18 protein-coding genes and 2 pseudogenes are annotated in these 23,641 nt (G+C 60.9%); 10 read left to right on the forward strand and 10 right to left on the reverse strand.

All coding sequences use genetic code 11. The features are described 5' to 3' along the window. Positions 1–42 precede the first annotated feature (42 nt). From ACZ9DP_RS20280 to chvE, 5 genes are all read right to left on the reverse strand, one after another. Positions 43–1,476: an aldehyde dehydrogenase family protein gene (locus ACZ9DP_RS20280; RefSeq protein ID WP_476203395.1), complete on the reverse strand. Its 1,434-nt coding sequence runs from the start codon at positions 1,474–1,476 to the stop codon at positions 43–45. Between the two features lie 71 nt (positions 1,477–1,547). After that, the gene (gene araD1, locus ACZ9DP_RS20285; RefSeq protein WP_476203396.1) at positions 1,548–2,543 is read right to left on the reverse strand and encodes an AraD1 family protein; all 996 of its coding nucleotides are present in this window, start codon (positions 2,541–2,543) and stop codon (positions 1,548–1,550) included. Between the two features lie 111 nt (positions 2,544–2,654). Beyond that, positions 2,655–3,863 carry a multiple monosaccharide ABC transporter permease gene (gene mmsB, locus ACZ9DP_RS20290; protein ID WP_022717091.1) on the reverse strand — a complete coding sequence of 403 codons (1,209 nt, stop codon included), beginning with the start codon at positions 3,861–3,863 and terminating at the stop codon, positions 2,655–2,657. Next, complete coding sequence (gene mmsA / locus ACZ9DP_RS20295; protein ID WP_074069151.1) at positions 3,860–5,398, reverse strand: multiple monosaccharide ABC transporter ATP-binding protein; 1,539 nt, start codon at positions 5,396–5,398, stop codon at positions 3,860–3,862. Before mmsA ends, mmsB begins: the two co-directional genes overlap by 4 nt. A 98-nt stretch (positions 5,399–5,496) precedes the next feature. Further along, the gene (gene chvE, locus ACZ9DP_RS20300; protein ID WP_074069150.1) at positions 5,497–6,561 is read right to left on the reverse strand and encodes a multiple monosaccharide ABC transporter substrate-binding protein; all 1,065 of its coding nucleotides are present in this window, start codon (positions 6,559–6,561) and stop codon (positions 5,497–5,499) included. A gap of 272 nt (positions 6,562–6,833) precedes the next feature. On the opposite strand from chvE, the gene ACZ9DP_RS20305 reads away from it, so the two are divergent. After that, a complete protein-coding gene (locus ACZ9DP_RS20305) occupies positions 6,834–7,838 on the forward strand; it encodes a LysR family transcriptional regulator (protein ID WP_476203397.1) in 1,005 nt (334 codons plus the stop codon). Positions 7,839–7,895: 57 nt separating this feature from the next. Then, a complete protein-coding gene (locus ACZ9DP_RS20310) occupies positions 7,896–8,381 on the forward strand; it encodes a hypothetical protein (protein ID WP_476203398.1) in 486 nt (161 codons plus the stop codon). Here the strand turns inward: ACZ9DP_RS20310 and ACZ9DP_RS20315 are convergent, their stop codons facing one another. Beyond that, complete coding sequence (locus ACZ9DP_RS20315) at positions 8,382–8,618, reverse strand: hypothetical protein (protein WP_194730171.1); 237 nt, start codon at positions 8,616–8,618, stop codon at positions 8,382–8,384. Positions 8,619–8,771: 153 nt separating this feature from the next. Here ACZ9DP_RS20315 and iolG point away from each other — a divergent pair. Together iolG and ACZ9DP_RS20325 are read left to right on the forward strand one after the other, a co-directional pair. Further along, a pseudogene (iolG, locus tag ACZ9DP_RS20320) lies at positions 8,772–9,765 on the forward strand (inositol 2-dehydrogenase). 172 nt (positions 9,766–9,937) lie between these two features. After that, positions 9,938–10,828, forward strand: a complete 891-nt coding sequence (locus ACZ9DP_RS20325) for a DMT family transporter (protein WP_074069146.1) — start codon at positions 9,938–9,940, stop codon at positions 10,826–10,828. Positions 10,829–10,834: 6 nt separating this feature from the next. Here ACZ9DP_RS20325 and ACZ9DP_RS20330 read toward each other — a convergent pair whose 3' ends face one another. From ACZ9DP_RS20330 to ACZ9DP_RS20340, 3 genes are all read right to left on the reverse strand, one after another. Continuing rightward, complete coding sequence (locus tag ACZ9DP_RS20330) at positions 10,835–12,610, reverse strand: B12-binding domain-containing radical SAM protein (protein WP_074069145.1); 1,776 nt, start codon at positions 12,608–12,610, stop codon at positions 10,835–10,837. Positions 12,611–12,864: 254 nt separating this feature from the next. After that, positions 12,865–14,520, reverse strand: a complete 1,656-nt coding sequence (locus tag ACZ9DP_RS20335; RefSeq protein ID WP_476203399.1) for a DEAD/DEAH box helicase — start codon at positions 14,518–14,520, stop codon at positions 12,865–12,867. A gap of 334 nt (positions 14,521–14,854) precedes the next feature. Next, positions 14,855–15,295 (reverse strand): hypothetical protein, encoded by a 441-nt coding sequence (locus ACZ9DP_RS20340; RefSeq protein WP_239597930.1) that lies wholly within the window; start codon positions 15,293–15,295, stop codon positions 14,855–14,857. A 253-nt stretch (positions 15,296–15,548) separates the two neighbouring features. Here ACZ9DP_RS20340 and ACZ9DP_RS20345 point away from each other — a divergent pair, with 253 nt between their 5' ends. After that, positions 15,549–18,929 (forward strand): PAS domain-containing hybrid sensor histidine kinase/response regulator, encoded by a 3,381-nt coding sequence (locus ACZ9DP_RS20345; RefSeq protein WP_476203400.1) that lies wholly within the window; start codon positions 15,549–15,551, stop codon positions 18,927–18,929. On the opposite strand, the gene mnmC2 is transcribed toward ACZ9DP_RS20345, so the two are convergent. Then, positions 18,926–19,642: a tRNA (5-methylaminomethyl-2-thiouridine)(34)-methyltransferase MnmC2 gene (gene mnmC2, locus ACZ9DP_RS20350; RefSeq protein ID WP_476203401.1), complete on the reverse strand. Its 717-nt coding sequence runs from the start codon at positions 19,640–19,642 to the stop codon at positions 18,926–18,928. The two genes, ACZ9DP_RS20345 and mnmC2, sit on opposite strands and share 4 nt — an antisense overlap. Between mnmC2 and ACZ9DP_RS20355 the strand changes: the two genes are divergently transcribed. From ACZ9DP_RS20355 to ACZ9DP_RS20375, 5 genes and pseudogenes are all read left to right on the forward strand, one after another. Continuing rightward, on the forward strand, positions 19,641–20,819 hold the full coding sequence (locus tag ACZ9DP_RS20355; RefSeq protein WP_476203402.1) for an NAD(P)/FAD-dependent oxidoreductase: 1,179 nt from the start codon (positions 19,641–19,643) through the stop codon (positions 20,817–20,819). The two genes, mnmC2 and ACZ9DP_RS20355, sit on opposite strands and share 2 nt — an antisense overlap. A gap of 114 nt (positions 20,820–20,933) precedes the next feature. Further along, positions 20,934–21,642, forward strand: a pseudogene (locus tag ACZ9DP_RS20360) (DUF1045 domain-containing protein). Between the two features lie 47 nt (positions 21,643–21,689). Beyond that, the gene (locus ACZ9DP_RS20365) at positions 21,690–22,547 is read left to right on the forward strand and encodes an AraC family transcriptional regulator (protein ID WP_194727655.1); all 858 of its coding nucleotides are present in this window, start codon (positions 21,690–21,692) and stop codon (positions 22,545–22,547) included. 106 nt (positions 22,548–22,653) lie between these two features. Then, positions 22,654–23,319: an AzlC family ABC transporter permease gene (locus tag ACZ9DP_RS20370; RefSeq protein WP_194730170.1), complete on the forward strand. Its 666-nt coding sequence runs from the start codon at positions 22,654–22,656 to the stop codon at positions 23,317–23,319. After that, positions 23,316–23,618: an AzlD family protein gene (locus tag ACZ9DP_RS20375; RefSeq protein WP_476203403.1), complete on the forward strand. Its 303-nt coding sequence runs from the start codon at positions 23,316–23,318 to the stop codon at positions 23,616–23,618. Before ACZ9DP_RS20370 ends, ACZ9DP_RS20375 begins: the two co-directional genes overlap by 4 nt. The last annotated feature ends 23 nt before the right edge of the window (positions 23,619–23,641 follow it).

The raw sequence follows: 23,641 nt of genomic DNA on the forward strand, positions 1-23,641 counted from the left end.
GCTTCCAGTTCGCCTCGCGCGACCCGGAAGCCGATGATGTCGTTACGCCAGGGTGTAAGCGGTCTTGACGGTTGTGAAGAATTCGGCGGCGTATTTGCCCTGCTCGCGCGAGCCGTAGGACGAGCCCTTGCGTCCGCCGAAGGGAACATGGAAGTCGACGCCGGCGGTCGGCAGGTTGACCATGACCATGCCGGCTTCGGCATTGCGCTTGAAGTGCGTCGCGTGCTTGAGGCTGGTGGTCGCGATGCCCGACGACAGGCCGAACGGCGTGTCGTTGGCGACAGCCAGCGCCTCTTCGTAATCCTTGACGCGGATGACCGATGCCACAGGTCCGAAGATTTCCTCGCGGGAAATGCGCATCTGGTTGGTCGCTTCGGTGAACAGCGTCGGCTGCAGGTAGAAGCCGGGCGTGTCACGCGCGATCAGCTCGCCGCCGAAGGCAAGCTTGGCGCCTTCCTTTTTGCCGATCTCGATGTAATCGGTGTCGGTCTTGAGCTGTCTCTCGTCGACGACCGGGCCGATATGCGTGCCGGTCTTCAGCGCGTGATCGACGTTCAGTGTCTTCAGCTTCTCGGTCATGGCCGCCACGAACCTGTCGTGGATGCCTTCCGTCACGATCAGGCGAGACGATGCCGTGCAGCGCTGGCCGGTCGAAAAGAAGGCCGAGTTGGCCGCCGCTTCGACGGCGACGGAAAGATCGGCGTCATCGAGGATGACCATCGGGTTCTTGCCGCCCATTTCGAGCTGAATCTTGCGATTATGCTCGATCGAGGAAACCGCGACGCGCTTGCCGGTGCCGACGGAGCCGGTGAAGGTGATGCCGGCAAGGTCGGGGCTGTCGAGCATCGTCTGGCCGACGATCGAGCCCTTGCCCATGATGAGGTTCAGCACGCCCTTCGGCAGGCCTGCACGGTTGAGGATGTCGACGATCGCCCAGGAGCAGCCGGGTACGAGTTCGGCCGGCTTGAAGACGATGGTGTTGCCGTAGCAGAGCGCCGGGGCGATCTTCCAGGCGGGGATCGCGATCGGGAAGTTCCAGGGGGTGATGATGCCGATGACGCCGAGCGGCTCGCGGGTGATCTCGACGCCGATGTTCGGGCGCACGGAGGGCACGACTTCGCCGGCAAGGCGCAGCGCTTCGCCTGCGAAGAATTCGAAGATCTGCGAGGCGCGGATCGTCTCGCCGATGGCTTCCGGCAGTGTCTTGCCTTCTTCGCGGGCAAGCAGCGCGCCGAGTTCGTCCTTGCGCGCCATGATCTCGTCGCCGGCCTTCTTGAGGATGACGTGGCGTTCCCAGATGCCGGAACGCGACCAGGCCGGGAAGGCGGCCTTGGCGGCGGCGATCGCGTTCTTGGTGTCGGCGGCGGAGCCGCTGGCGTAGAGGCCGACGACCTCCTTCGTATCGGACGGGTTGATGTTTTCGACGGCGTCGGCGCCGGTCCATTCGCCGGCGATCAGGTTTTGATAAATGGTCATGGGCTGAACGAGCCTCCTTTACCCTTTACAGAGTGGTCCGGCCGCAGATCGCGGCCAGCCCAGCGCAAAATTCAAAGCTGCTTCACAGCGATATTTTCCTCGGCGGCAACCTTCAGCGGATTGCGCAGCGGCATGCCGAATTCGGCAACCTCGATTTCGAAAACATCGCCTTCTTCCGTCTTGACGCCATCTGCGAAGGAGAGCGTCGCCGTGCCGAACATGTGGACGTGAACGTCGCCCGGGACGCGGAAGAGGCCATACTTGAAGTGGTGATATTCGAGGTTCGCGAAGGTGTGCGACATGTTCGCCTCACCGGAGAGGAACGGCTTTTCGAAGATCACCTTGTCGCCGCGCTTGATGCGCGAGGTACCGCGAATGTCTTCCGGGGCAACGCCGATGCGGATTTCCGGACCGAAGCTTGCGGGACGCAGCTTGGAGTGGGCGAGATAGAGATAGTTGATCCGCTCGGTGACGTGGTCGGAAAATTCGTTGGAGAGCGCAAAGCCGATGCGGAACGGGGTACCGTCCTTGGCAATCACGTAGATGCCGGCCATTTCCGGCTCTTCGCCGCCGTCAAGCGCGAAGGAAGGGGAGACGAGGGGAGCGCCGGGCGCTGCAGCGCCGTAGCCGTTGCCCTTGTAGAACCACTCGGGCTGGACGCCCTTTTCTCCAGCCTTCGGCTTGCCGTTCTCGATGCCCATCTTGAACATCTTCATCGAGTCCGTGAGCGTTTCTTCCGCGGCCTCGGTGGTCTTCTTGTGCATGGAATCGCGGGTCGCCGCTGAGCCAAGGTGCGTGAGGCCCGTACCCGTCAGATGCAGGTGAGCAGCATCCGGATGCGTGATCGGCGGGAGGAATTTGCCTTCGGCATAGGCCTTTTCCAGATCGACGGCATCGCCATAGCCATGCGCCTCGATGATGGAAACGAGCGACTTGCCGGCGTCTGCAGCTTCCATTGTCAGCGCGTATACGCTGCCTGCATTCTTCACGGCTTTCGCTGCACCGCCCGGCTCACGCACGGCGACGATGATCTCTCCGTTCGAACCCTTGATCTGCGAAATAAGCACGGCTTTCATCCTCTTTAGCTGGGTGCGGAAAAGCTCCGCCTCTCCGGCTCCCGAGGGAGCCGGAACTGGTCGTTCTCATGACTGCAAATGCGAGGACTGGCGCCGGAGCGCTTAGCCCTTATTCTTGTTATAAACGTCGAAGAAGACGGCGGCCAAAAGCACGAGGCCCTTCACCATCTGCTGGAAGTCGATACCGAGGCCGACGATCGACATGCCGTTATTCATGACGCCCATGATGAACGCGCCGATGACGGCACCGGTGATCTTGCCGACACCGCCGGAGGCCGAAGCGCCGCCGATGAAGCACGCCGCGATGACGTCGAGCTCGAAGCCCACGCCTGCCTTCGGCGTTGCCGAGTTCAGTCGAGCCGCCACGATCATGCCTGCGAGACCGGCAAGAACGCCCATGTTGACGAAGGTGTAGAAGCTCAGGCGCTCGGTGTTGATACCGGAGAGCTTGGTGGCCTTTTCGTTGCCGCCCATCGCATAGATGCGGCGGCCGATCGTCGTGCGGCGCGTTACAAATGCATAGGCTGCGATCAGCACGAGCATGACGACGAGAACGTTCGGCAGGCCTCTGTAGGTCGAAAGCTGATAGCCGAGGAAGAGGATCGCCAGGGAAACGACGGCGTTCTGGGCGATAAAGAAGCCCATCGGCTCGACATCGATGCCGTGGCTCTCATTCACCTTGCGGCGGCGCCAGGCAAGGTAAAACAGCACGACCGGAATAATGAGTGTCAGGATCAGCGACGTGGATTGCACCGGCGTTCCGGCGATGTCGATCATGCTGCCCGGCAGGAAGCCGGTGCTGATGATCTGGAAATCCTTCGGGAACGGGCCGATGTTTTTGCCCCCGAGTACGAAGAGCGTCAGGCCGCGGAAGACCAGCATGCCGGCAAGCGTCACGATGAAGGACGGGATGCGGTGATAGGCGATCCAGTAGCCTTGGGCGGCACCGATGATGCCGCCGATGATCAGGCAGAGAATGCCCGCCACCACGAAATTCATCTGCCACGTGACCATCATCATGGCGGCGAGGGCGCCGACGAAGGCGACAATCGAGCCGACGGACAGGTCGATATGGCCGGCCACAATGACGAGCAGCATCCCGAGCGCCATGATGACGATGAACGAGTTCTGCAGAACGAGGTTCGTCAGGTTGACCGGCTTGAAGAGAATGCCGCCGGTGTAGAACTGAAAGAAAACCATAATCGCGACGAGCGCAATGAGCATGCCGTATTCACGGATATTGCCACGGATATAGTCGGCAACGGAAACGACGTTGCTTTCCTCGGCGGCTGGAGGGTTGACCGGAGTCATTGTTTCTTCTCCCCTGAGCGCATGATAGCGCGCATGATGGTTTCTTGGCTCGCCTCTCCCTTTGGCAGTTCCGCAACGATACGTCCTTCATTCATGACATAGATGCGGTCGCACGTGCCAAGCAGTTCCGGCATTTCCGATGAGATCATCAGAACGCCTTTGCCGTCGGCGGCGAGCTGGTTGATGATAGTATAGATTTCGTATTTTGCACCGACATCGATACCGCGGGTGGGTTCGTCGAGGATCAAGACATCGGGATCGGAGAACAGCCACTTGGACAGCACGACCTTCTGCTGGTTGCCGCCCGAGAGATTGACTGCTTCCTGGAAGATGCTGGAACTGCGGATGCGCAGCTTCGAGCGGTAGTCCGATGCGACCTTGGATTCCCTAATGCTGTCGATGACCGTGGCGTTCGAGACCCCGGCTAGATTGGCGAGCGTGGTGTTGTGAACGATGTTCTCGCCGAGCACGAGGCCGAGATGCTTGCGGTCCTCGGTCACATAGGCGAGACCGGCGTCGATCGCCTTGCGGACGGTGCTGACATCGACCTGTTTGCCATGCATCAGCACTTCGCCGCTGACCTTGTGGCCATAGGACTTTCCGAAGACGCTCATGGCGAATTCAGTGCGGCCGGCACCCATCAGGCCGGCGATGCCGACGACTTCGCCCTTGCGGACGCTGATGTTGACATTGTGCAGCACCTGCCGGTCGCGGTGATGCTGGTGATAGGCATTCCAGTTCTTGACTTCGAGGATCGTTTCGCCGATCGGCACGGAGCGCGGCGGATAACGATCGGCAAGCTCGCGGCCCACCATGTTCTTGATGATGATATCTTCGCTGATTTCTTCGGTGTGACAGTCCATCGTCTTGACCGTCATGCCGTCGCGCAGAACCGTGATCTGGTCGGCAACCTTGCGCACTTCATTCAGCTTGTGGGTGATGATGATCGAGGTGAGGCCCTGGTTGCGGAACTCGATCAGCAGGTTCAGCAGCGCATCTGAGTCGCTTTCGTTGAGCGATGCCGTCGGTTCGTCGAGGATCAGGAGCTTCACGCTCTTCGACAACGCCTTGGCAATCTCGACGAGTTGCTGCTTGCCGACGCCGATGTCGGTGACAAGCGTGTCCGGAGATTCGCGCAGGCCGACTTTTGCGAGCAGCTGCCGTGTGCGGTTGAACGTTTCCTGCCAGCTGATGATGCCACTCTTGGCATTCTCATTGCCGAGGAAGATATTCTCGCCGATCGACAGAAGAGGCACGAGCGCCAGCTCCTGATGGATGATGACGATGCCGATTTCTTCCGAATCCTTCAGGACCTTGAAGTTGCGGACGTCGCCTTCGTAGACGATCTCGCCATCGTACGTGCCGGCCGGGTAAACGCCGGAGAGAACTTTCATGAGGGTCGATTTTCCGGCCCCGTTCTCGCCCACCAATGCGTGAATTTCACCCTGACGAACCTTAAGGTTCACGTTCTCAAGCGCTTTTACGCCCGGGAACGTCTTGGTGATGTTCCGCATTTCGAGGATTGTATTGTCCATAGTCAAAATCCAACGCCAACAGCCGGAAATTCGGCGCGACGATCATAAAAGTGAAGACCGGAACCCGCAACCAGCGGATTCCGGCCAACTTGGTACAGTTACTTTAGCTGGTCAGCCGTGTAGTAACCGCCTTCGACGAGAACCTTCTCGTAGTTGGTCTTGTCGACCGCTACCGGCTTCAACAGGTAAGACGGAACAACCTTGACGCCGTTGTCGTAGGTCTTCGTGTCGTTGACTTCCGGCTCCTTGCCGGACATGACAGCGTCAACCATTGCAACGGTGACCTTGGCGAGTTCGCGCGTGTCCTTGAAGACTGTCGAGTGCTGTTCGCCGGCAATGATCGACTTCACGGACGGAACTTCAGCGTCCTGGCCGGAAACGACCGGGAGCGGCTGATCTGGGGTGCCGTAGCCGACGCCCTTCAGCGACGAGATGATGCCGATGGAGAGACCGTCGTACGGAGACAGGACGGCGTCGACCTTGGCGTCGGTGTAGTTAGCCGAGAGCAGGTTGTCCATGCGGGCCTGGGCCGTTGCCGCGTCCCAACGCAGCGTGCCGACCTTGTCCATGCCGGTCTGGCCGGACTTCACGACGAGCTTGCCGCTGTCGATGTAGGGCTGCAGGATAGACATTGCGCCGTCGTAGAAGAAGAAGGCGTTGTTGTCGTCCGGCGAACCGCCGAAGAGTTCGATGTTGAACGGACCCTTGCCATCCTTGAGGCCGAGGGCGTCAACGATGGAGGTTGCCTGCAGAACGCCAACCTGGAAGTTGTCGAACGTTGCATAGTAGTCAACGTTGGCCGAGTCGCGGATCAGGCGGTCGTAGGCGATGACCTTGATGCCGGCGTCATGAGCCTTCTGGAGAACGTCGGAAAGCGTCGTGCCGTCGATGGCGGCGATGACGAGAACCTTAACGCCCTTGGTGACCATGTTCTCGATCTGAGACAGCTGGTTCGGAATGTCGTCGTCTGCATACTGCAGGTCGGTGCCGTAGCCCGCTGCCTCAAGCTGCTTGACGATGTTGTTGCCGTCGTCGATCCAGCGAGCGGAAGACTTCGTGGGCATTGCGATGCCGACGGTCCCCTTGTCCTGCGCGAGTGCCGGCATAACGAATGAAGCGACGCCGAAGGCGGCCGCAGCCATCAATGAGATAATGGATTTCATTTCTCTCTCCCTTGTTAATAGACGGCGGACGAATAGTCGCCCGCCACGAAACTGTGGCAGGTTCCGTAGATTGGATAGTTACTTCAGATGGTGAGAAACGAAGTAGGTCTCCTCCACGATCTCACACGTGTTGAGTGCCAACCAGCACACGGCCGCAAACTCGTATGGAATCTTATAACTGTCAAATAGAATAAGTGGTAAAGTGCATAACAAATTTGGTATATCGTTAAAAAGTATTACTTTTGATGGAAGGCGGATGGGAGGCCGCAACCATGGCGATTGTTTCCGGGTCGATTTCCGAGGAGCGGATCGATATCCACAGCGATAATATTGGCGATGATGCCTTTCTGCGTGCGGGCTTGAAGCTGAATCACCTGCGCATAATCGTCGCAATCGAAGATAGCGGACAGATTTCCGCGGCGGCGGAGATCCTGAACATCTCCCAGCCTGCCGCCTCCAGAATGCTCGCTGAAATGGAATCGATCGTTAAGACGCCGCTTTATGAACGAATCGCCCGCGGTGTCGTGCTGACGACTTTCGGACAAGCACTCGCCAAGCGTGCACGAAAAATTCTGCTGGAATTGCGCGAGGCCAGCCGCGAGATCAGCGAATTGAAGAGCGGCAAGGGCGGTTCCGTCTTCATCGGCGCGGTCACAGCGCCGGCCATGAGCCTTGTTGTTCCGGCCATCGACAAGGTTCGCAAGGCGTTTCCGGGCATCGAGATCAACATTGAGGTCGAGACCAGCAACGTTCTCGCGCGGGAATTGCTCGCCGCCAGGCACGATTTCATCATCGGCCGCATTCCCGACGACGTTAATCCGCGACTCTTCGAAGTGCGCGAGATCGGCATCGAAAAAGCCTGTCTGATCGTGCGCAGGGACCATCCGCTCCTCAAGAAGAATGCGAGCAGCCTCGCCGATCTCCATGGTTACGGGTGGGTCTTCCAGCCGCCGGGCACGCTGCTCCGGCGGACGCTGGAGGATATCTTTCTGGCGGCGGGCGTGCCGTTGCCGGAAAATATCGTCAATACGTCTTCCTTGCTGCTCACCTGCGCGATCATCTGCGAGACGGACGCGATCGCACCCGTGGCGCTGGATGTTGCCCAGTTCCTCGCCGGCCAGGATGCGAAGGCATCCGACGTGCGCGTGCTGCCGACCGATTTCAAAATCGACGTAAAGCCCTACAGCCTCATCACCGCACGCGAGCGCGCCCTGCCTCCGAGCGCGCGGCTTCTCTACGACCTCATCCTCGACGAAAGCCGGAGGCAGGGAGGCTGAGCGCAAGCCCGGCGCCATGCTGGCGGTGTTCAATGCGCCACTTCGAAGGGAAGGGGCATGTTGTTCGGGCAATCGGTTTTTCAATCCGTTCTGGAGCGGCTGAAAGCAGAAGAAGAGAACGAAGACGAGGCAGAGGCGTCCGTCGCGCATCGCGTCCATGGCTTTACCACCGGTCTCGCCTTCGACGTGATGGAGGGCGTATCAGCGGCCTCGCAACGGGCGGGCCAAGCCTATCTCGATAATCTGGAACTGGAGACGCCTGTTGCCGGGGCAGACGAGGACATCCAGGCGCAGCCCCTTGCGGAGCCTGAGCCGGAACCCGTCATGCCGGAACATCTTGCGCGCACTGCGCCTGCCGATATCGCTGCGGAGCTCTCCATCACAGCCGCCGATACGCTGCAGACGCTGAACGAAAAGCGCCGTGCCTTTGCCAAGTCGAACCATCCCGATCGCGTCGCGCCTGCATTCCGGGAGAATGCAACGAAGCGCATGATGCTCGCGAACCTGCTGATCGATGAAGCCGTGCGCCGTCGCGGCCGCTGATTATTCGGGGTCCGTCTCTTCCGGTTTGGGAGGCTGGGCGGGTTCGGCGGGTGGCTGCGGCTTGAAAGTCCAGAAGAGCATGTAGAAAGCATAGACGCCGGCGCCGGCCGATAGCACGCCCCAGAACGGGTCGCCGGTAATGAATTCCAGCGCCGCCCAGCCCAGGCACAGGCCCACGATCAGCGCCCGCACCCAGACGCGGCGGTAGGCCGGATGGTTTGGATCGATCAGCTGCATGTGTCCCCCGGTCATATTTCGATCACTTGTCTTTAGGATGGATTTCGAGAATGTGAAAGGGCAACGGGCTTGACGGCTCGAACAGAAAATGGAATGAAAATTCCACAATTGTCACAATTCGGTTTATTTGTTCCGAATTCCAGGGAGGTTCTCATGACAGTCAGATTTGGTCTTCTCGGCGCCGGCCGCATCGGCAAGGTTCACGCGAAAGCCGTGAGCGGCGACGCGAATGCGAAGCTCGTTGCCGTCGCCGACGCGCTTCCTCAGGCGGCTGAAGCGATCGCTTCCGCTTATGGCTGCGAGCTCCGGACGATCGAGGCGATCGAGGCGGCCAAGGATATCGACGCCGTCGTCATCTGCACGCCGACCGACACGCACGCGGATCTGATCGAGCGCTTCGCGCGGGCCGGCAAGGCGATCTTCTGCGAAAAGCCGATCGATCTCGACGTTGCCCGTGTCAAGGCCTGCATCAAGGTTGTCGATGAGACTAAGGCGAAGCTGATGGTCGGTTTCAATCGCCGCTTCGACCCGCATTTCATGGCCGTGCGCAAGACAATCGACGACGGCCGCATCGGCGAGGTCGAGATGGTGACAATCACCTCGCGCGATCCCGGGGCCCCGCCTGTCGACTACATCAAGCGCTCTGGCGGCATCTTCCGCGACATGACGATCCACGACTTCGACATGGCCCGCTTCCTGCTTGGCGAGGAGCCGGTCTCGGTAACCGCAACGGCCGCTGTCCTTGTCGACAAGGCAATCGGCGAGGCGGGCGACTATGACAGCGTTTCGGTCATCCTGCAGACGAAGTCCGGCAAGCAGGCGATCATCTCCAACTCCCCGCCGCGCCACGTACGGCTACGACCAGCGCATCGAAGTGCACGGTTCGGAGGGAATGGTGGCGGCCGAGAATCAGCGTCCGGTCTCGATCGAAGTCGCCAACAGTGACGGCTACACGCGCCCGCCGCTGCACGACTTCTTCATGACCCGTTACACGGAAGCCTATGCCAACGAGATCGCAAGCTTCATCGCCGCAGTCGAGAAGGACGCAACGATTTCGCCCTCCGGCGCCGACGGCCTTGCCGCGCTGGCGCTCGCCGATGCGGCGGTCCAGTCCGTCAAGGAAGGCAAGCTCATCAAGATCGGCTGACGGCAACTCCCGGCCGCAAGCCGCGCATGAGATGGCCGGGCAGACGCCCGGTCATTTCCGCTTTTTGCGCCAATCATCAGCGAAACTTGAAATAAGTATCAATGCTTCGCCTTTGACGCGAGGGCGCTTGGGGGCTATCAGCGCCCGATACCGCATTGCCCCCAGGCCTCCCATGACCCTTGACCGTTTCGCTCCCGCCATTTTTGTCCTGCTTTGGTCCACCGGCTGGGTCGTCGCGAAATATGCAGCACGCCATTCGGAGCCCTTCACCTTCCTCGGCATCCGTTATGCGCTTTCGGCGCTGGCGTTTTTCGGTCTCTGCTGGGTGCTGAAGGCGAAATGGCCGGATCGCGCGACGGTTCTGCGCGCGATCTATTCCGGTTTCTTTCTGCACGGATTCTATCTTGCCGGCCTGTGGTGGGCGATTGCCAATGGCGTTGCGGCTGGCATTTCCGGGATCATCGCCGCGCTGCAGCCTCTGCTGACGGCGATGGTGGCGCCCTTCCTGATCGGCGAACGCCTGCAGCCCACCCAGAAGTTCGGACTTCTCCTCGGCTTCTTCGGCATAGCGATCGCCGTTTCCCCGAAACTGTTCGATCCAGCCTCCGCGAGCCTCGTTCACGCTGCGGTGCCGCTCGCGATCAACCTAATCGCCATGGTCTCCGTGACATACGGCACGATCTACCAGAAGAAACACTTGCAGACGGGTGATCTCAAGACGATCGCGACGATGCAATATGTCGGGGCGCTTATCGTCACCCTGCCGCTCGCGCTCGCCTTCGAGCGCCTGCATTTCGATGCAACGCCAGAGGCTTTCGGCGCGCTGATCTGGTCGGTCTTCGGCCTGTCGATGGGCGGGATCGGGCTGCTTCTTTACTTGATCCGCCGCGGCCAGGTCTCGCGGGCCGCATCGCTGATCTACCTGATGCCGCCAACGGTCGCGATCGAGGCCTTCATCGCTTTCGGCGAACCGCTGACCGTGCCGCTGATCATCGGAACGATCGTGGTCGTCACCGGCGTCTATCTGACGAACCGGAAAAGCGCCCGGATGGCTGAGGCTTGATCAAGCCTAATGGTTGGCATGGGTCAACTGCGCGATTTTCCGCACATGCGTGACGGCCGCGGTACCGCCGGCTGTCTTGGTGAACAGATCGAGCTTCTCTTCCTCGCTGTCATCAACCGGCGTCAGCGCCTGGTCCATGTAGTTTTTTGATGCCGGATTTCTTTTGATGAGGAACGCAGTTGCGCTCATGCGCAGGATGGAGCCTGCCAACGCGACGTGCTTGGCAACGGTTTCCCACACGAATTGCGGCCAGAAGACGAGGGGATGCTGCTGCGGCAATCCGGGCCGCCGTTCCGAGGGGTGCTTCAGCCGCAGCAGACCGCTTTGCAGGGGATGCACTTTTTCGAGCGGCACCGTTGTTGCAAAGGACACCAGCACCTTGACGAGGCTTGCAAGCGGCAAGCCGCTCGCAACGGCCCGGCGCAGCAACGTCTTCACATGCTCCGGCGAATAGTAAAGCGACCAGGCCTCGTGATAGATGCTCTCCCATTCCTGCCGGCTCATCTTCTCGTGCGCAGTGCAGACATGTTCGACGTCATAGGTATTGAGGTCGGCGTCCATCGGGATACCCTTGCGCCAGAGTGTCTGGTGATCCTCCGAGCCCGGCAGCGGCGTCAGGACGAAGAACTCGATGACATCGAGCGGCAGCTCGTGCTGAATGATCTTGATGTCGCGGCGAATGGTTTCCGGCGTGTCGGAAGGAAAGCCGAGGATGTAACCTGCGAGCGTCATGATGCCCTGCGCTTTCCAGGCGAGCAGCATCTTCCGGTATTCGGTGATCTTGTTCTGGTTCTTCTTGGCGGCCGTCAGGTTGTCCGGATTGACGTTCTCCAGGCCGATGAAGACCCGCGTGACGCCGGCGCGTTTTGCCTTTTCGATGAAGTGCGGGATCTTGTGACAGAGCGTATCGACCTGGATCATTAGGCCGAGCGGGATGCCATGCCTTTCCTTCAGTTCGATCAGCCGGTCGAAGATCGCTTCCCAGTCCCTGTTGCGGGCGAAGTTGTCGTCGGTGATGAAAAATTTGTGGATGCCCTGCGCCCAGTTCATCCGCACCAGCTTTTCGATATCGTCGGTGGAGCGGAAACGTGATTTGCGGCCCTGCACATTGATGATCGTACAGAACGAGCACTGGTAGGGGCAGCCGCGGCCGGCATCGAAGCTGCTGCTTAGCCCGAGCGTGTGTTCGACATTCTTTTTGGGCAGAAAGGGCACAGGCGTGCCGCCGATGCCCGGAAGGTCGTTCATGAAATTGTAGACCGGCTCGAGCTCGCCATAAGCCGCGTCCTGCAAGACCTTGTCGAGCCTGCCTTCGGCCTCGCCGGCGAACATCGAAATGCCCATCTCCCGGCAGGCGTCGAGTTCGACCGCCTTGCCGTCGAGCATCGAAAGGCAACCGGAAACGTGAAAGCCGCCCATCGAGACTGGAATGCCCGCCGCGCGAAACGGCCGGGCAATGTCGAGCGCCCGCGGATACTGGTTCGACTGAACGCCGACCAGCGCGACCATGCCGAAATTACCGTGCTGCCTCAGCAGCGCGAGCAGTTCCGGAATATGCACGCGTGTATTGGTTTCGTCGATCACCTTGATGTCGATGCCGACGCCGGGGCCGAGCACTTCGCGCTCCGCGCAGTCTGCCGCAATGCCAAAGAGAGCCGCCAGCGAGTTCGAAGGGATCATGGCCCGCCACCAGCGGATCACATAGCCGTCGTCGTCATAATGCGACGGCTTGAGCAGAATGAGCTGAAAGCGGCGGCTGCCGGACGCTACGGGTGATCGCAAGGTCTATCTCTCTTATTGAATAAGCAGTCTGTCGTTGAATGCACTCAATGAGGGCCAGTGTCGCGAAGGCGCTGGCATGCAACCGGAATTGCTAAGATCGGCAGATATGCCCGGAAAATAGCAATGCAGATTGCGATAGTGTTCGCATGTCGCCGGCGCGCAGTCCTTTGAGACCGTCTCGCCGGGGTAAGCCGTTCACCTAGGCTTAAAGCAAAAAAAGGCCGGAAGCTACCCGGCCTCTTTCAGTTCTGTATTCAAGCCTGTTCGCGACGTTGGCCGCCGCCATTGCGGGGGCCTTTGCGACGTATGCCGCCAGAGCCGTCCTGGCGGTGCTCACCGTGAGCCTGCTGGCCGCGATCCTCACCATGCTTGCGGCCAGGGCGGCCGTGTGTGTTACGGGCGCCGCCGGGATGATGGCGGTTCGCATCGGCGCTGCCGTGCGGGCGCTGTTGCGGCTTCTTGGCCGGTCGGAAATCCGAGGTCGATACGAGGTCGTTGTCCGGCCCCTGGGGTGTCGCTTCGCCGCGGCGCTGGCCGCGGAAGTCCTCGTTGCGGGCAGTCTGGCGCTCGGGACGCGGACGGCGCTCGCGGCGTTCCTCGTTGTTCGCGCGGACCTCGCCTGCTTCGCCTTCGCGGCGCGGACGGCGGTCCTGGCGATTGCCGGAGCGCTGTTCACCCGGACGGCCATCGCCGCGACCTTCGCCACCACGGCCCTGGCCACCGCGATTGCGGTTGTTGCCGTTGCCGTTGCCGCGGCGCGGAGCCGCGCGCATGTCTGCCGGCGGTTCGCCGCTGGCAACGATGATCTCGATGCCCATCAGCCTTTCGATATCGCGCAGCAGGCGTGCCTCATCCGGCGCGCAGAAGGCGATTGCGATGCCGTCGCGGCCGGCGCGAGCCGTGCGCCCGATGCGGTGCACATAGGCGTCCGGCACTTCCGGCAGATCATAGTTGAACACATGGCTGACGGCCGGGATATCGATGCCGCGGGCGGCAACGTCGGTTGCAATCAAAGTCTTGATGCCGCCGTCGCGGAATGCCTTCAGGGCACGCTCGCGCTGGCCCTGGCTCTTGTTGCCGTGGATGGAAGCGACCGAATAGCCGACGTGATCGAGATGCTTCATCAGCTTCTCGGCGCCGTGCTTGGTGCGCAGGAACACGATCGCGCGGCCATCCGGATTTTCGGAAAGCGACTTCTTCAGCAGTTCCGTCTTGTCATTCTTGCCGCCGACGAAGTGGACGTACTGTTCGACCTTGTCCGCAGCCTTGCCGGGAGGCGTCACTTCCACCTTGATCGGATCGGTCAGGTATTCGCCCGCAAGATCGGCGATCGCCTTCGGCATCGTTGCCGAGAAGAGCATGGTCTGGCGGCGCTTCGGAACGAGCTTGGCGATCTTGCGCAGATCATGCACGAAGCCGAGATCGAGCATCTGGTCGGCTTCGTCGAGCACGAGATAGCGCACCGTCGTCAGCGTGATGGCGCGGCGGTTGACGAGGTCGAGGAGGCGGCCGGGTGTCGCGACGAGAATGTCGGTGCCGCGTTCGAGCTGCAGCTGCTGCTTGTTGATGGACACGCCGCCGACAACGACATTGATGCGCAGCGGCGACTTACGGACGAAGTTCTTGAGGTTCTCGGCGATCTGGTTCACCAGCTCGCGGGTCGGAGCGAGGATGAGCGTACGCGTCGTGCGGTTGTCGGGACGCCTGTCATCGGCGAGCAGTTTTTCAATCAGCGGCAGGCCGAAGGCAGCCGTCTTGCCAGTGCCGGTCTGGGCGAGGCCGATCAGATCGCGGCCTTCCAGGAGAAGAGGGATTGCCTGCGCCTGAATGGGCGTGGGCGTTTCAATGCCGAGCTGAAAAAGCGTGGCGACGATCGGCTTGGAGACACCAAGCGATTCAAAATTAGTCAAGTCATAACCTTTCGGGGCGCCGAAACGATGTGCCGGATCACACCATGCGGTCCGGTATCATTCTGGCGTCAAGAACCCCGCGTGAAGTGGGAACTTGTGTGTTGGAAAAACTTTCCAGCGCTTCTGGCCGCACTTGGGATCGCGGCATCCTATGAAATGCGCTTTTATCCTTCTTCTTGCGTTTGTCTTTTTTCGCAGGGGCAGCTCACGCGGCGGCCGGAAGGTGAAAGCTGGCCTGCATTTGGTCTAGTTCAGGTTGAAAGTCAAGAGACGAGCGAGAGAAAGGTGCTGCGCCGCCGCCTAAACGAGCGGCGGCGTGCCGCACGCATATTCCTTAATAGCCGGGGCAGACCCGAACGCTGACCCATACGTCCGCTCGGTGATCGTAGCGGCGTTCCACACCGCAATATCCATAATTGCGGTAATAGGCCGGGTAAGGCCGATAGTAGGAGCGATAGTAAGGCCGGTACGGCCGGTAGTAGCTGCGATAGACCGGGTACGGCCTGTAGTAAGGCCTGTAGTACGGTCTATAGTAGGCTCCGTAATAGGGCCCGGAGTCGGCTCCATAGTAAGGTCCGGGATAATAATAGCCGTAGCCAGGGTAGGGACGCGCAGCCTGCGAGAGCAGGATGCCGCCGATTGCTCCGGCCGCAACACCGCCCCAAAAGGCATCGCGTCGCGAACGGGCGTCCGCCGGCGTTGCCGGAATGAGGGAGGTGCCAGTCAAAGTCAACGCCATCAAGCCCGCCGCCATGCTTTTGTGAAGTACGGACATGATCGTCTCCTTTCATAGACGAACTTGTTTCTTGAAGCCGTCAGGAGAAACCGTGGCGAAACGCGGCCAACTGATCGAGTTCAGTCTTACAACGTGGGAGATTATAGCATAGTTCCTGATACTCTTGGGCCGAACTTCGTTGTCCCGGGGTCGGATTTCCGGAACGTGTCATGGTTAAAACCTTGTTAAACGGCTTACACCTATAGTGGATGCCAGAACAAAACTCCTTCTCCTGACAGCGAGGCGAGATCTTTTGACATCGAGCGGGGACCTTCTCGAACTGGCATGCAGCCGGATCGCAGATCTGGATACGCCTGCCTATGTCAAGAACAGCGAGCTTCGCTACGTTGCCGTCAACGAAGCCTATGCCCGCTTCTTCGGCAAGGAAATTTCCGATTTCATCGGCCGCCGGACCCGCGAAATTCTCGATCGTCCGGAAGAGGAGGAGCGTGAAGACAAGGAGCGCCGCGCGCTCGTCTTCGGCACCGAAGAAACCGCCATCTGCTTCGATGCTGCCGCAACCGAGCATGAGCGGATCCGGATCGAGAGCTTCATGCCGTCGGAAGACCGGGCCTATGTTCTCGGTATCTTCGAGGCGCGCGCGCAGCCCCGCCGGCCGGTTCTCTCGGGGCCGGATCAGGCTTTGCTCGCCGATTTCGAGCGCGTCCGTGCCACGCTGGAAAAACTCGATCATCCGGTCGGCATTTTCGCTGACGACGGCCGCCCGCTGATCGTCAATTCGGCCTATCGAAGTGGAGGCAAAGCATCGCCCGCTGAAACCGGATGGCACGAGAGCGTGAACGAGCTCGATCTCCTCCAGACCATCATGGAAGACCTGCCGGTCGCCGCCTTCGCGCGCGATGAACAGCACCGCCTCGTCTATGCCAACCAGTATTACGAGACCTTCACCGGCCATGTCCGGTCAAAGGTGCTTGGCCTCACAGAGTCTGAGATGTTCGGCGAGGAGAGTGGCGCCAGCATCTATGAGGAAAACGCTCTGGCGCTCAAGGACGGCTCGCTAACGGAGGTGGAAGGTAAGCTTCCAAGCACGGACGGAACAGTTTATCCGATCTTGACGCGCGTCAATCGCGTGCAGACGCCCGACAGCAGGGTCTATGTCGTCGGCTCTTTTTCGGACATCTCACCGCTCAAGGAGCGTGAAGCCAAGCTGATCGAGGCGCAGAAGCATGCCGAAATCCTGCATCGCGACATTGAAAACATCCTGCGTTCGCTGCCGGTCGGCGTGCTGATCCTCGATAACAATCTCGATATCCTCTACATAAACGACGAATTCTACACGATCTGTGATCTGCCGCCTGACGATCGTTTTGACGGCCGGCCGTTCATCGATGTCATCCGCCGCAATTGTGAACTCGGGCGCTATGGCCACGAGCACAGCCCGGAAGAGATCCTGGCGGAGCGCCAGCGCCATTTCGGTTCGGATGGGGAGCAGGAGCCGATCGAACTCAGCTGGTCGGGCGGCAAATCGATCATCTTCGACAGCCGCCGCATCTCGAACGACCGCATTCTTCTCTCCTATTCCGATATGAGCGCCATTCGCGCGAGCGAGAAGGAAATCCATGAAGCGCGCGCTGCCCTGGAGCAACTCGGCGAACTGATGCGGGATGCGACGCGGGCCATGCCGCAAGGCCTGACGATCGTCCAGGACGGCATCATCAAGCTCTCCAACGATGCGCTTTCGGACGTTCTGCGTATTCCGCCGGAATACCTCGTTGCAGGCCGCGGCTGGATCGACCTCTTCAATTTCTGCGCCGATCGCGGCGACTTCAAGAGTCCCGCCGCCGAGGTGTTGCACTATTGGCGTTCAAACATCGCTGCGAAGCAGCCGATCGCCACTGTTTTTCATGTGGCCGGCGAGCGCTGGGTGAACATGGAGGCGACGATCAGCGAGCGCGGCCATTGGGTCGCGCTCTTCACCGACGTCACCGAAATGAAAGAGCGTGAGGAAGAGCTTGAGAGGCTGCTGGCACGGGCTGAAGCTGCCGATCGCGCCAAGTCGGAATTTCTCGCCAATATGAGCCATGAAATCCGCACGCCGATGAATGGCGTGCTCGGCATGGCCGAGCTGATGGCGAAGACCGATCTTGACGCGCGGCAGAAGACCTTCATCGACATCATCGTCAAGTCCGGCAACGCGCTTCTGACGATCATCAACGACATTCTGGACTTCTCCAAAATCGATGCCGGACAGATGACGCTGCGCAAGGCGGCCTTCGATCCGGTGGAAGCGGTCGAGGATGTCGCGACGCTGCTTTCTTCGCCCGCGGCGGAGAAGGATCTCGAGCTTCTGGTGCGCGCCGATCCGAACCTGCCTGCCGCCGTCATCGGCGATGCCGGGCGGTTTCGCCAGATCGTCACAAATCTCGTCGGCAACGCCGTCAAGTTTACCGAGAAGGGGCATGTCTTCGTCGATATCGGTTTCCGGCCTGGCTCGGACGGCGAGGTCATGGTCGAGATCAGGATCGAGGATACCGGCATCGGCATCCCGGCAGACAAACTGCAATCGGTCTTCGACAAATTCTCGCAGGTCGATTCCTCTTCGACGCGGCGCCACGAGGGTACCGGCCTTGGTCTTGCCATCACTGCCGGTCTGGTCGATCTCTTTGGCGGCTACGTCAACGCCGAGAGCGAACCGGGCAAGGGCTCGGTCTTCACCGTCAACCTGCCCTTCGCCATCGCTGCCGCCCGCCTCGATCCCAAGCCGCTGCCCGTCAATGTACGCGGCGCACGCGTGCTCGTCATCGACGACAACGAGGTGAACCGCCGCATTCTCTCCGAGCAGCTGTCGCTTTGGGGTTTTGACGGCGTGGCTGCGGAAGACGGCAGGACCGGCATTGCCATCCTTGAGGCCGCACACCAGATCGGCGTCCAGGTCGATGCCCTGGTGCTCGACTATCACATGCCGGAAATGAACGGTGCGGAAGTCGCCCGCAGGCTCAGGGACGACGCCCGCTTCGAGAGCCTGCCGATCATCTTCCTGACCTCAATGGATATCTCCGGCACGGAAAAGGAGTTCGCAGCCCTCAACGGCCATGCGCATCTGATGAAGCCGGCCCGCGCCAACCTTCTTCGCAACACGATCGTCGAGGTCGTGCGCGCAAGCCGCGTGAAGCGGGCTTCTGCAGCCGAAATCGCCCGCCTGCAGGCAGAAACCGAGATGAGGGAACCGGAGCCTTCTGCGCCGCCGGCATCAAAACAGCGCAAGACTGCCTTCATCGATGTGCTCGTCGCCGAAGACAACGAGGTGAACCAGATCGTCTTCACGCAGATCCTGCAGGGCACCGGCCTGAGTTTCCTCGTCGTCAACAACGGCCAGGAGGCGGTCAACGCCTGGGAAAGCCATGCGCCGCGGATCATCATGATGGACGTCTCGATGCCGGTGATGAACGGCCACGACGCGACCCGCGCGATCCGTGTCCGAGAGCGCGGACAGGGCCACCGCGTGCCGATCATCGGCGTAACGGCGCATGCGCTCGAAAGCGACCGCGAGCTCTGTCTCGACGCCGGCATGGACGATTGCATGTCGAAGCCGATCAGCCCCGAACTGCTGGAAGAGAAAATCCAGGTCTGGCTCGGCAAGAGCGCGCAGTTGCCCGGCCGCTCAGGCCACTAGGGTTTTACGCCGCAGAGCATCTCGCGCTTGCCGGCGAAACCCTTGCGCCGCTCGACCGCAAATCCCGCCGCCATCAGATTGCGCCTGACGAAGCCGGCCGCGGCATAGGTCGCGAAGCTTCCTCCAGAGAGGGTCTTCTCGCAGATGAGTCGCATCAGCTCTTCCGACCACATGTCGGGGTTGCGCGACGGCGCGAAACCATCGAGATACCAGGCGTCGAAGCCGGGTTCGGCGGCCGCAACGCCATCGATTGCCGGGCCGCAGACAACGCTCAAGGTCGTCTGCTCGTCCAATGCCAGCGTCACGGTGCCTTGCGGCTGGCCGGGCCACAGCGCCGTCAGCGCCTGCCGCTCGGCATCGATTTGCGGCCAGTGCGAAAGCGCGCGACCGATCTCCTGCGGGCGCATCGGGTAAAGCTCGAAGGAAATGAAATTCAGATGTTGGTCCCTTTGGCGATGCGCTTTCCATTGCCGCCATGTTTCCGCGAAGTTCAGCCCGGTGCCGAACCCCAACTCTCCAATGCGGAAATTGTCCTTGCCGGTCCACCGTTCCGGCAGGCCATTGCCCGCCAGAAAGACGTGGCCGCATTCGAGCCGCCCGTCCGTCTGGCAATAAAAGTGGTCGCCAAAAGCCTGCGAATAGGGCATATCGCCGTCGCGCCATTCGAGCGGCTGGCTCGTGCTGCCAATCTGATCGGGATCAATCTCTGTCATGCCTAAAGCCGATAGTGCGGCCATCTCCTCCGGTCAATCGTCCGTCAGCCTGCTGATTGCCGGCGGCGGCATCATGGGGCTGTGGGCGGCGGTTCATGCCGAGCGGCTTGGCATCGACACGCTCCTCGTCGATGCCGGTGAATTGGGGCAGGGTGCGAGCGGCGGGCTGCTCGGGGCGCTGATGCCGCATTTGCCGGACAAATGGAATGCCAAGAAGCAGTTCCAGTTCGATGCGCTGGTTTCCCTCGAAGCCGAGATCGCTGCGATCGAAGCTGCCACCGGCCTTTCCACCGGCTTCCGCCGCTCCGGCCGCATCATCCCGCTGCCGAAGCCGCATCTGCTCAAGATCGCGCTTACCCATTCCGCCGATGCCGAAACACATTGGCATCGGCACGGCCGCAGCTTCCATTGGTATGTCGCCGATGCCCCGCCGGTTGCAGGTTGGATCGACCCTGCCGCTGGTGCGAGCGGCTTCGTGTACGACACGCTCGCTGCCCGCGTCGCACCCCGCTCGCTGGTCGCCGCTCTTGTCGCCTTTCTGAGGCAGGCAAAGCGTGTGAGCATTATCGAGAATGCTACAGTTGGCGGTCTCGAACCGGAACGCGGGATCGCCGACGCCGGTGGGAGAACAATCGCCTTCGGCCGCTGCATCGTCGCGGCAGGTCACCAGTCATTTCCACTTCTGCAGCGGTTCACGCCCGGATTGGAAAGGCCGCTCGGCCAACCGGTCAAGGGGCAGGCGGCGCTGTTGAAGGCCGAGATCGATCCCGCCTTTCCCACCATCTTCCGCGACGGCCTCTATATCATTGCTCATGAGGGCGGCCATGCTGCGATCGGCAGCACCAGCGAGGACCGTTTTGACAATCCCAATACGACCGATGCTCAACTCGACGCTCTGATCGAAGCGGCGCGCGAGATGGCCCCCGTGCTTGGCGAGGCGCCGGTCGTCGAGCGCTGGGCCGGCCTTCGTCCGAAGGCGATCGACCGCGATCCGATGATCGGTCCGCATCCGATGTATCCGAAGCTCATCGCCTTGACCGGCGGCTTCAAGGTCAGCTTCGGCCTTGCCCACCGTCTTGCCGAAGCTGCCGTACATATGGCCGACGGCCGTTCCGCACCTTTCGCCCTGCCGGAAAGTTTCGCGTTTTCGAGCCATATCGCGGCTGCTTCACGTTAAACGTGAATTAGAAGCTGGTGCTTTTCGTTATTCTGTCATGCAAATCACCTATCTGCTTGCGCATCGACGGCGCCGGAATCGTCTGCGCGCCCTTCCTTTGGTGGAGGAGATTGCATGCGCTACGCCATTTGCTTCACCGCCGACGCCGAGCGATCCGCTCAGCCAGGTGGCGGCCAATTGGCTTGGCCGCAACGTCTTTTCCGGCGAGATGGTCGAACCTCCGGCCATTGGCGGCATCGGCATCCACGATATAGCGTTCCATACTGCCGTGCCGCGCCGCTACGGTTTCCATGGTGTGCTGAAGGCGCCGTTTCATCTTGCACCCGATGTTTCGGAAACGCAACTTTTACGCGATATGATGCGCTTTTCCGGCAGCTTCCGGCCGTTCCGGATTCCAAGGATCGAGGTCGCGCGCCTGCGCAATTACTTCAGCCTCGTGCCGTCGGTCCCCTGCGAACACATGCACTATCTCGCTTCTGCGGTCGTGCAGCATTTCGACCGCTTCCGTGCACCCCTTTCCGAAGCCGAGATCGAGCGCATCGATCCGGATGGGCTTTCGGCCGCGCAGTTTGCCAACCTGCATCGCTGGGGCAATCCCTATGTGATGGACGAGTTCCGCTTCCACATGCCTGTGACGGGTCCTGTCAATCTTGTCGATATGCCGCGCATCGAGCAGGCGCTGCGTAACGTCTTCGAGCCTGTTCTCGCTGAGCCGGTCACCGTCGCCAACATCGCGCTGATGATCGAGGAAGGCACAGGCGGGCCGTTCCGCGTCCATTCGCTGCATCCGATGGGCAAGGTCAGCGCGCGCAAGATCGCCTGATCACTTTTGTTCAAGAATGGGGGGCCCAAAGATGCTATATCCGGCCGATGGACAACATCTCCCAGGAACAGGCAACCGAAGCCATGCCGCTGTCTGGAGCGGAGACGACGCGATTCTGGCGTGACAGCCGTTTCGGCGGCATGGAGTGCCTGAGCGCGACGTTCCTGACGCATGAGTTCGCGCCGCATGCCCACGAGACCTTCAGCATTGGCGCTATCGAAAGCGGCAGCCAGATTGCGACGATCCGGGGGGCGCGCGAAAGCTCGGGGCCGGGCGATCTCTATCTGATCAATCCGGGCGAAATCCATGACGGCGTGCCTGTCGAGGGCGGCTATCGCTACCGGATGATCTACCCGGACACGTCACTCTTCCGCGAAATCCTGGAAGATGTCACCGGCCGCACCTTCAGCGGCATGCCGGCCTTCGGCAAGCAGATCCTTCACGATCCCCGGCTTGCCGAGGCTTTTTATGATGCGCACCGCGCGCTGGAATTGGGGGCCGGTGCGCTGGAGACCAGTCAGGGCATGTTCCTTGTGCTCGAGGCCATGTTTCGGCATCACGGCAGTTCAATCATCGTACCGATCGACACGCAGGAGCGGTCGGCCGTGCAGCGCGCCCGTGACTACCTGATGGAAAACTACGCCTTTGATGTCGGACTTGAAGAACTCGCCGCCGTGGCGGGCCTCAGCCGTGCGCATCTGATACGCGCCTTCCGCAAGGAATTCCACATCACGCCCCACGCCTTCCTCACTGATATCCGCATTCGCGTTGCCCGGCGCAAGCTGCAGGCTGGCGGACAGCCGGCGGAGATTGCGCTCGAATGCGGTTTCGCCGACCAGGCGCATTTCAGCCGGCATTTCAAGGCGCGCACCGGCGTGACGCCCGGCCAATACCGCGCGCGGTAGTCACTTTCGTTCAAGACGACCATTCATCTCCATTCTAAAACCTCCGCATCAAATCGGAGATCCTGTCGTGAATGAGAATGGAAAATGGGCGGAGTTCCTGGGCGGCATGAGAGCCATTTCGCCGCTCATCGCTGCCGTCATACCGATCGGCCTCGTCTTCGGCGCGGTCGCAGTCACGAAAGGGCTTTCCCCGGTCGAGACGGCACTGATGAGCGCGTTGGTCTTTGCCGGCGGTTCGCAGTTCGTGGCAATGGATATCTGGACGCATCCGGCCTCGTGGACGAGCGTCGGTTTTGCGGCCCTGCTCGTCAATATCCGCCATGTGCTGATGAGTGCTTCGCTCGGCACCAAGATGCAGGCTTTTGGCGGACGCAGGCGCTATTTCGCATGTCTGTTTCTTGCAGACGAGATCTGGGCGATGGCGGAATTCCGCGCCGGTCTTGCGCGGCTCACGCCCGCCTGGTTCGCTGGGCTTGCCGCGCCCTTCTATCTCGCCTGGGTGCTTTCGAGCCTTGCGGGCGCGACGCTCGGCGCTTTCCTCGGTGATCCCGTGGCGCTTGGACTGGATTTCGCCTTTCCGGCCGTCTTCATCGTGCTCGTCATGGGCTTCTGGAAGGGACCGGAAACCGGCGCTGTGCTTATCGCAAGCGGTGCGGCCGCGGTAGCGACCCAACATTTCGTACCGGGCGTCTGGTACATCGCAGCCGGCGCCGGCGCCGGTCTGCTTGCGGCAGTCGCCAGCGGCAGTCGGCGCGTGGAGGTAACGCAATGACAGTCGATTTCTCCACCCTTGTCGCGATCATCGCCATGGCAGCCGTGACGGTGCTCACGCGCCTGAGCGGTCTTGTGCTCGTGTGGCATGTGTCCTTGGAGGGAAGCCGCCGAAAGGCGATCGAATCCATTCCGCCTGCCGTTCTGATGGCGGTCGTCGCGCCGACCGCCTTTGCCACCGGCATTGCGGAAACGATCGCCTGCGCGCTCACCGCCATTGCCGCACTCCGTCTGCCGATGCTCGTTTCCGTGGCGCTTGGCGTCTTCTGCGTCGCGCTATTGCGGGCCGCAGGCATATGATCCAGCCGCAGAGCCGGCGACTT

The organism is Rhizobium sp. USDA 4016, assembly GCF_056279705.1.

What these genes read in the sequence shown, in the direction of transcription:
- mnmC2 (WP_476203401.1), bottom strand. Translation starts at nt 19,642, where the DNA reads ATGACAGAGATTGATCCCGATCAGATTGGCAGCACGAGCCAGCCGCTC.
- ACZ9DP_RS20325 (WP_074069146.1), top strand. Translation starts at nt 9,938, where the DNA reads ATGACCCTTGACCGTTTCGCTCCCGCCATTTTTGTCCTGCTTTGGTCC.
- mmsB (WP_022717091.1), bottom strand. Translation starts at nt 3,863, where the DNA reads ATGACTCCGGTCAACCCTCCAGCCGCCGAGGAAAGCAACGTCGTTTCC.
- ACZ9DP_RS20315 (WP_194730171.1), bottom strand. Translation starts at nt 8,618, where the DNA reads ATGCAGCTGATCGATCCAAACCATCCGGCCTACCGCCGCGTCTGGGTG.
- ACZ9DP_RS20310 (WP_476203398.1), top strand. Translation starts at nt 7,896, where the DNA reads ATGTTGTTCGGGCAATCGGTTTTTCAATCCGTTCTGGAGCGGCTGAAA.
- ACZ9DP_RS20340 (WP_239597930.1), bottom strand. Translation starts at nt 15,295, where the DNA reads ATGTCCGTACTTCACAAAAGCATGGCGGCGGGCTTGATGGCGTTGACT.
- ACZ9DP_RS20375 (WP_476203403.1), top strand. Translation starts at nt 23,316, where the DNA reads ATGACAGTCGATTTCTCCACCCTTGTCGCGATCATCGCCATGGCAGCC.
- ACZ9DP_RS20365 (WP_194727655.1), top strand. Translation starts at nt 21,690, where the DNA reads ATGGACAACATCTCCCAGGAACAGGCAACCGAAGCCATGCCGCTGTCT.
- ACZ9DP_RS20370 (WP_194730170.1), top strand. Translation starts at nt 22,654, where the DNA reads ATGAGAGCCATTTCGCCGCTCATCGCTGCCGTCATACCGATCGGCCTC.
- ACZ9DP_RS20355 (WP_476203402.1), top strand. Translation starts at nt 19,641, where the DNA reads ATGCCTAAAGCCGATAGTGCGGCCATCTCCTCCGGTCAATCGTCCGTC.
- ACZ9DP_RS20280 (WP_476203395.1), bottom strand. Translation starts at nt 1,476, where the DNA reads ATGACCATTTATCAAAACCTGATCGCCGGCGAATGGACCGGCGCCGAC.
- chvE (WP_074069150.1), bottom strand. Translation starts at nt 6,561, where the DNA reads ATGAAATCCATTATCTCATTGATGGCTGCGGCCGCCTTCGGCGTCGCT.
- ACZ9DP_RS20305 (WP_476203397.1), top strand. Translation starts at nt 6,834, where the DNA reads ATGGCGATTGTTTCCGGGTCGATTTCCGAGGAGCGGATCGATATCCAC.
- mmsA (WP_074069151.1), bottom strand. Translation starts at nt 5,398, where the DNA reads ATGGACAATACAATCCTCGAAATGCGGAACATCACCAAGACGTTCCCG.